Source organism: Acinetobacter sp. YH12211, from assembly GCF_013418015.1.
Classification (GTDB): Bacteria; Pseudomonadota; Gammaproteobacteria; order Pseudomonadales; family Moraxellaceae; genus Acinetobacter; species Acinetobacter towneri.
Genome location: NZ_VPCW01000050.1, coordinates 1 through 7788 on the forward strand (window position 1 = coordinate 1; position 7788 = coordinate 7788).

Consider the following 7788-nt stretch of genomic DNA (forward strand, 5'->3'; position numbering starts at 1 on the left):
CTCTTGATACAAAGGGGCAACAATGGTTGCTGCGTATTCCTCGTCGTGATGGCATGAGGGAACAAATCAAGAAAGAAAAACGCATTTTAGAATTGGTAAAAAAACATCTTTCTGTAGAGGTTCCTGATTGGAGAATTTCATCTACAGAATTAGTGGCTTATCCCATACTTAAAGATAATCCTGTTTTAAATTTGGATGCTGAAACCTATGAAATAATTTGGAATATGGACAAAGATAGCCCGAAATACATAACATCTTTGGCAAAAACCTTATTTGAAATCCATAGTATTCCTGAAAAAGAAGTTCGGGAAAATGATTTGAAAATTATGAAACCTTCAGATTTAAGACCTGAAATAGCAAACAATTTGCAGTTAGTAAAATCTGAAATTGGTATAAGTGAGCAATTGGAAACCCGCTACAGAAAATGGTTGGATAATGATGTTCTATGGGCAGATTTCACCCAATTTATACATGGCGATTTATATGCTGGGCATGTACTAGCTTCAAAGGATGGAGCTGTTTCAGGCGTTATTGATTGGTCAACAGCCCATATAGATGACCCAGCGATTGATTTTGCTGGGCATGTAACTTTGTTTGGAGAAGAAAGCCTCAAAACTCTAATCATCGAGTATGAAAAACTAGGGGGTAAAGTTTGGAATAAACTATATGAACAGACTTTAGAAAGAGCAGCGGCCTCTCCTTTGATGTATGGTTTATTTGCCTTAGAAACTCAAAATGAAAGCCTTATCGTTGGAGCAAAAGCTCAGTTGGGAGTTATATAATTTAAAAATATGATTGCTGAGAACTGCCTTGTTTTGAAACTTGGTTGGCTTTAATTAGTTTTTAGTATTCTTTATAGAAAATGCCTCGATCAAGGGGCATTTCTAACAATCATTTAACATAAAATTTCTTATGCGAAATTACATACCAACTTTAACCACATTGTGGACAGGTTGGATTTTAGAGATAAGAAAAACTTCTAGGGCATTTGCTAAATAAGCCGTATCACGCTCAAAGCCTATTGTAATGATGGATCCAGCATCTTTCAGTCTTGGATCTATCGCAATATATTCAGTTTTATCTTCATTCCATCGGCAATATTTCATTACCCTGGCGCTTAAGCCATTACCACGATAACGGCCAGCACCTCTAGAAGTCCCAACACCGATATAAGTCACTAAATCCCCTTTGACAAACGCATATACACCTTGTTTATCGTAATTAGGAATTTTTCCAAAATTAAAATGTACTGGTGACCATTCAGGAGGCTTTCCTAATAGGTCTACATTCCAGTGATGTTCGAAGAATAATTCTGTATTACGTATTAACTTATTAAGTGTTGGATCTTCCACTACTTATCCCTCAAAATTTATAAATTAAAAAGCTTTCGGTCACGCTCATCTGTTAAATACTTATCCATCTGAGCAATTAATTTAGCTCTGGCTTGTTCATCATCTTCAGTGATCTTTAGCATACAGGATCCAATTAAAATTTTGCGTCTGGTATCATCCTTTCGAGCTTGTTCTTTCTCTTTAGCACGTTCTCTTGCCAGTGCTGCCTGTCTTTGAGCCTTTAACTGCTTTAGCTTTTCTTCCTGTGCTTTGATTTTGCTGTCTAGTGTTTCAGTAACGCTCATTAATCCAATACCATCATCCTGGGAAACCATCCCTAACATAAGCGCACTTGAATATGCATTCAAGGTGCTATATGTATAGTAATGTTTTCCTCGAAGAGCGCACTTATGCAAACTTCGTTTGCAAGTACGATTGGGGTCTCCCCAATACCCCGACAACCGTATCCACGGTTGTACTTCACTACGTGAAAATTTAAAAGCGAAAATAGGCATGGCGATTTACCACTTTTCAGTCAAAACCGTAGCACGATCAGCAGGGCGTTCCGCTACTGCTGCGATTGCCTATCGGGCAGGTGAAAAGATCTATTGTGAACGTGAGGGCCGAGAACATGATTACAGCCGAAAAACAGGTGTGGAATATAAAGAAATTTATTTACCCGAAGGCGCACCAGAACATTTAAAAAACCGGGAAAGACTCTGGAACGAAGTTGAACAACGGGAAACCCGAAAAAACTCGACAGTTGCCCGAGAATTTGAAATCGCTTTTCCAAGTGAATTAAATCAGGAACAACGCCTGGCCATGCTCGAAGAGCTATGCGCCAGTATCGTGGACAGACACCAGGTAGCCGTCGATGCCTGTATTCATGCACCGCATACTGGATCTGGTAGTGATGAACGCAATTATCACGCGCATATCCTGATGAGCACACGCAAACTTACTCAGGAAGGCTTCACCGAGAAAACCCGGGAACTGGATCAGAAACACAGTGGAGAAATCGAACACTGGCGCGAACACTTTGCCGATATCTGCAATATGCACCTGGATCTGGCTGGATACACTGCCCGAGTCGACCACCGCAGCTACAAAGACCAGGAGAATGGTTTAGAAGCCACGCTGCACGAAGGGCCGAAAGTCACCGAACTGCGCCGAAAAGGGATTGAGACCGAAATCAGCCGAAGCAATGACGAAATCAAACAGAGAAATCAGGCTCAGCTGCAATACAGCAAAAATATGGATCTGCTGATTGCTGAAAATGAGATCAAACTCAGCACACTGAAAACAGAACAGCAGATCCAAATCAAAAATAGCGCTAAAACGCCACCAATTGACGAAAAAGCCCTGTTTGAGGAAAAACAGAGGGAAACCCTTGGCAAAGTGCTAAAACGCGAAATCAGCGCAAAAGACGCGAATCTAGACCTGGATTTCATGCAGCGTAATCTCAAACAAGCCGAAATAACCCTGACCAAGCACCACAAACATCAAAATGAGTTCAATCAGCAGCTTGCCCAGGAGATCGTGAAAAGCGGACTCAAGCAAAGTCATGACAAATTGCAAAGCCTGGTCGATCAACACAACGAATTAACTCAGAACAAACCCTTACTGTTTGGAAAAAAAGCCTGGGAAGCCCAACGTGATGCGATTTACCAGGAGCACAAAAAGCTGAAAGGTCAGCATGAACACCAGAAAAAACATGGTGTGAAGGATTTATTGGAAAATGACAAATTCAAAGAACATGCCTGGAAGCAGTACCAACAACAACATCCAGCCAAAGCCAAGCAATACCAGACTCTATACCCATCCTATCAAGTCATTAAAAAATGTGTGGATGAGATCAAAGCAGAACAACAGATGAAACTCAGACAGGAACAACAGCTCAAAGCACAGCAACATGCGCCTAAAATGAAATCTCGTGGCATGAGTCGCTAAACAGAGCGAGTGTCTACGAGCGAACTGAGAAAATTTGCCCATCCCTTTCCCTGATTACAAGCTCCCTATCCATCAATCACCTGCTTTACAGAGCATCCCGAATGGGTGCGAACTTTCCAAATTTGATTCCTAAACCGAGCGTAGCGAGAAAAAAAGCTCATGAGCGAAGCGAATTCCGAGCTGCTTTTGATCTTGCTTTTGCTTTTTCTCAAATTCACGAAAATATGAACCAAAAATTGCCCCGACGAATCGAGCGAAAGCGAGATTCAATAGAGTTTGAGCGAAGCGAAAACCAAGGGCAATTTTTTACTCCCTGGGCTTTTAATTATTTTTAAGCTTTTAAATGCTTTTAATTAAGCTGTAATCCTTTATTCATAATGGTTCTAGAGATATTAAAACGAGGTTTACCTTGCATTAAAACGAGGTTTACCTTGCATTAAAACGAGGTTTACCTTGCATTAAAACGAGGTTTACCTTGCATTAAGCGAGATAATTATATAACCTCGTCTTATTGAATTAAAAATATAATCTTTTCATATGAAAACAGAACTAGTTGTTAAAGATAACGCCTTAATCAATGCCAGTTATAACCTCGATCTAGTTGAACAGAGGTTAATTCTCCTAGCTATTGTTGAAGCAAGGGAATCGGGTAAAGGGATAAATGCTAATGATCCACTAACAGTTCATGCTGAAAGTTATATTAATCAGTTTGGTGTACATCGAAATACGGCTTATCAGGCGTTAAAAGATGCTTGCGATGACTTGTTTGCAAGACAATTCAGTTATCAGAGTCTTAGTGAAAAAGGTAACACTATTAATCACAAATCAAGATGGGTGAGCGAGGTGGCTTATATTGATAATGAAGCTGTCGTTAGACTTATTTTTGCCCCTGCTATTGTGCCTTTAATTACTAGGTTAGAAGAACAATTTACAAAGTATGAAATACAACAAATAAGTAATTTAACAAGTGCTTATGCTGTTCGTTTATATGAAATATTGATTGCATGGCGTAGTACTGGAAAAACGCCTCTCATAACTATGTATGATTTTAGACAAAAAATAGGTGTACTCGAGACTGAATACAAACGAATGTATGATTTTAAAAAATATGTTTTAGACATTGCATTAAAACAAGTAAATGAACATACCGATATTATTGTCAAAGTTGAACAGCATAAAACAGGTAGATCTATTACTGGTTTTTCATTTAGCTTTAAACAGAAAAAATCAGCCACGCATTCAGTCGAATCTAAAAGAGATCCGAATACATTAGACCTCTTTTCAAAAATAACAGATAAACAACGCCATCTATTCGCCAACAAGCTCTCAGAGCTTCCTGAGATGAGTAAATATTCACAAGGCACAGAAAGCTATCAGCAGTTTGCTGTACGTATAGCTGCCATGCTGCAAGATGCAGAGAAATTTAAGGAATTACTTCCTTTACTCAGAAAATTAGGATTTCAATGACATTGTTAATTGAAATTGTTAAGTTAACAGTCAGGTATTAACACAAGTTGAAAACTGGTTTACATAATGAAAAAACTGTCAGTTTCAGAGTTAGCTAAGCTTTATGGATATTCAAGACAAGCCATATATGCACATATAAACAAAGGAAATTTATCTAAAGGATCTGATGGATTAATTGACTTTTCAGAGGCCCTAAGAGTTTTTGGGGAACCACAAAAAAAAGAGGATACAGTCAATCAAAGTCAATCAATTAACAGTCAAAACTTGACAGAAGTTGACTTACTAAAACGTCAAGTTGACATACTGGAAAAACAATTAAATCAGGCAATACAGAGAGAAAATCAATCTTTAGAACGTGAATCGTTTTATCAAGAACAGATTGAAGCTATGCAGCGCTTACTAGAAGCACCAAAAGCCAATATGACTACCTTTACCGATCAGAGCTTTAAACAGGATATAGCAACGGATCCTCGGTCGGAACTAGCAACGAACTATGACGAATTGACTACTCCTCAGCAAGACAATAAGCGTATTCCTATCCCGGAGCATGTTGAACCAGAACAGAAGAAGAGAGGCTTCCTAAGCCGCTTTTTCCTTCCATATGGTTAGCCAAGACTCCAGTTTTTTGAAGAGCCAATTTCAGTGCAAGCACTTGAAATAATGACTCCTCAAAAAACCGGATGATGTTTATTAAAACTGAATAAAACCGTGGAACATCGCTCAATTAGTGATCGTGGAACATGAATAATCAATAAAAAGCCGTTCTGGTGCCCTATACTCCAGAACGGCTTACGTTAATATAATGATATTTAAAGAGAAATATCAAGCATTTCGTATAAGGTGTATTATGTTAATTTTAGAAAATCTTCACTACTATTATTTTAAAATAAGCCTTATATCCAAGCATAAAACAAGGTTGTCTAGACTTCTTTTAACAGTAAAGTTATCATAAAACTGAATTTTATTTTTTAGGTAAGTTTATGCATTCTATCCGCATTCGTTAAGACACAACTATTTGCATAGTGACACTATTTTATAATGGTGGGCTTTTGTTGTGTCTTTAAGAATATATGCGGATATATAAAGTAAAAGTATGCTTAATTTATAAGTATGCTTTTAGTGCATAGTTTCCAGTTATAACTTAATTGACTAGCTATTTGTCCACCCTGTGGATGAATAGCTTTTTTTTTGGGAGGACACTGTGATGCTAGCTTTTGTTTTCACCTAAATCCTGTTTGCTGCATAAAAAATTTCAAGAGCTAAACAGGAGTAAATAAAAATGAGTTTAATTATTAAAGCGAGAAACATACGCTTGGATTATGCTGGGCGTGATGTTTTGGATATTGATGAATTGGAAATTCACTCTTATGACCGTATTGGTCTTGTGGGTGATAACGGAGCAGGAAAGAGTAGTTTACTCAAAGTACTTAATGGCGAAATTGTTTTAGCCGAAGCGACATTACAGCGTTTTGGTGATTTTGCACATATCAGCCAACTGGGCGGAATCGAAATAGAAACGGTCGAAGACCGGGCAATGTTATCTCGCCTTGGTGTTTCCAATGTACAAAACGACACAATGAGTGGCGGAGAGGAAACTCGTGCAAAAATTGCTGCCGCATTTTCCCAACAAGTACATGGCATTCTAGCGGATGAACCAACCAGCCACCTTGATCTCAATGGAATAGATCTACTTATTGGTCAACTTAAAGCATTTGATGGAGCATTACTTGTTATCAGTCATGACCGATATTTTCTTGATATGGTTGTAGACAAGATATGGGAGTTAAAAGACGGTAAAATTACGGAATATTGGGGTGGTTACTCGGATTACTTGCGTCAAAAAGAAGAAGAGCGACAACACCAAGCCGTAGAATATGAGCTGATGATGAAGGAACGGGAGCGATTAGAATCTGCTGTGCAAGAAAAACGCCAGCAAGCTAATCGATTAGACAATAAGAAAAAAGGAGAAAAATCCAAAAACTCTACCGAAAGTGCTGGACGACTTGGGCATGCAAAAATGACTGGCACCAAGCAAAGAAAACTGTATCAGGCAGCTAAGAGTATGGAAAAGCGTTTGGCTGCATTAGAAGATATTCAAGCACCAGAGCATTTGCGTTCTATTCGTTTTCGTCAAAGTTCAGCCCTAGAACTGCACAATAAGTTCCCGATTACGGCAGATGGTCTGAGCTTAAAATTTGGTAGCCGTACTATCTTTGATGACGCTAACTTTATAATACCGCTTGGCGCTAAAGTCGCTATAACTGGATCAAATGGAACAGGGAAAACGTCCTTGTTAAAAATGATATCAGAACGTGCTGATGGATTAACCATATCTCCAAAAGCTGAAATTGGCTACTTTACACAAACAGGATATAAATTTAACACGCATAAATCTGTGCTCTCCTTTATGCAGGAAGAGTGCGAGTACACAGTTGCGGAAATTCGTGCAGTATTGGCTTCAATGGGGATCGGAGCGAATGATATTCAAAAAAACTTATCCGACTTATCGGGAGGTGAAATCATCAAACTGCTTTTATCCAAAATGCTTTTAGGAAAATATAATATTTTGCTTATGGATGAACCAGGAAACTATCTTGACCTAAAAAGTATTGCCGCATTAGAAACAATGATGAAGTCCTATGCAGGAACTATTATCTTCGTATCTCATGACAAGCAATTGGTCGATAATATTGCTGACATTATCTACGAGATCAAAGACCACAAAATCATCAAGACTTTTGAGAGAGATTGTTAATGATAGCCAATCTAATCCGAACATTAATTATTGAACTCTTTAAAGGAAATTAAAAATGACAATTCAAGATATTCAATCACTTGCTGAAGCACACGGCTTGTTGCTTACGGACAAAATGAATTTCAATGAAATGGGCATTGATTTTAAGGTCGTTTTTGCTCTTGATACAAAGGGGCAACAATGGTTGCTGCGTATTCCTCGTCGTGATGGCATGAGGGAACAAATCAAGAAAGAAAAACGCATTTTAGAATTGGTAAAAAAACATCTTTCTGTAGAGGTTCCTGA

Annotated in this window: 8 protein-coding genes and 1 pseudogene; 7 read left to right on the forward strand and 2 right to left on the reverse strand. The window is 38.4% G+C overall.

Annotated features, from left to right (window positions below):
- Positions 1 to 782 (forward strand): Mph(E)/Mph(G) family macrolide 2'-phosphotransferase (mph, locus tag FTU98_RS13390; RefSeq protein WP_180051552.1); only part of this gene is annotated, 782 nt, incomplete at its 5' end.
- 138 nt (positions 783 to 920) lie between these two features.
- Here the strand turns inward: mph and FTU98_RS13395 are convergent.
- Positions 921 to 1352 carry a hypothetical protein gene (locus FTU98_RS13395; protein WP_039090891.1) on the reverse strand — a complete coding sequence of 144 codons (432 nt, stop codon included), beginning with the start codon at positions 1350 to 1352 and terminating at the stop codon, positions 921 to 923.
- Positions 1353 to 1369: 17 nt separating this feature from the next.
- Entirely contained in the window at positions 1370 to 1636 is a 267-nt protein-coding gene (locus tag FTU98_RS13400; RefSeq protein ID WP_088749624.1) for a mobilization protein, read from the reverse strand.
- A 208-nt stretch (positions 1637 to 1844) separates the two neighbouring features.
- On the opposite strand from FTU98_RS13400, the gene mobQ reads away from it, so the two are divergent.
- From mobQ to FTU98_RS13430, 6 genes and pseudogenes are all read left to right on the forward strand, one after another.
- Positions 1845 to 3281, forward strand: a complete 1437-nt coding sequence (gene mobQ, locus FTU98_RS13405) for a MobQ family relaxase (protein ID WP_107111964.1) — start codon at positions 1845 to 1847, stop codon at positions 3279 to 3281.
- A gap of 101 nt (positions 3282 to 3382) precedes the next feature.
- Positions 3383 to 3616 (forward strand): hypothetical protein, encoded by a 234-nt coding sequence (locus FTU98_RS13410; protein ID WP_068553069.1) that lies wholly within the window; start codon positions 3383 to 3385, stop codon positions 3614 to 3616.
- A 202-nt stretch (positions 3617 to 3818) separates the two neighbouring features.
- Complete coding sequence (gene repM / locus FTU98_RS13415) at positions 3819 to 4748, forward strand: replication initiation protein RepM (RefSeq protein WP_068553070.1); 930 nt, start codon at positions 3819 to 3821, stop codon at positions 4746 to 4748.
- A 66-nt stretch (positions 4749 to 4814) separates the two neighbouring features.
- Complete coding sequence (locus tag FTU98_RS13420) at positions 4815 to 5357, forward strand: plasmid replication DNA-binding protein (RefSeq protein WP_004896925.1); 543 nt, start codon at positions 4815 to 4817, stop codon at positions 5355 to 5357.
- A 670-nt stretch (positions 5358 to 6027) separates the two neighbouring features.
- Complete coding sequence (msr(E), locus tag FTU98_RS13425; RefSeq protein ID WP_000052512.1) at positions 6028 to 7503, forward strand: ABC-F type ribosomal protection protein Msr(E); 1476 nt, start codon at positions 6028 to 6030, stop codon at positions 7501 to 7503.
- Positions 7504 to 7558: 55 nt separating this feature from the next.
- A pseudogene (locus FTU98_RS13430) lies at positions 7559 to 7788 on the forward strand (macrolide 2'-phosphotransferase); the annotation flags it as partial.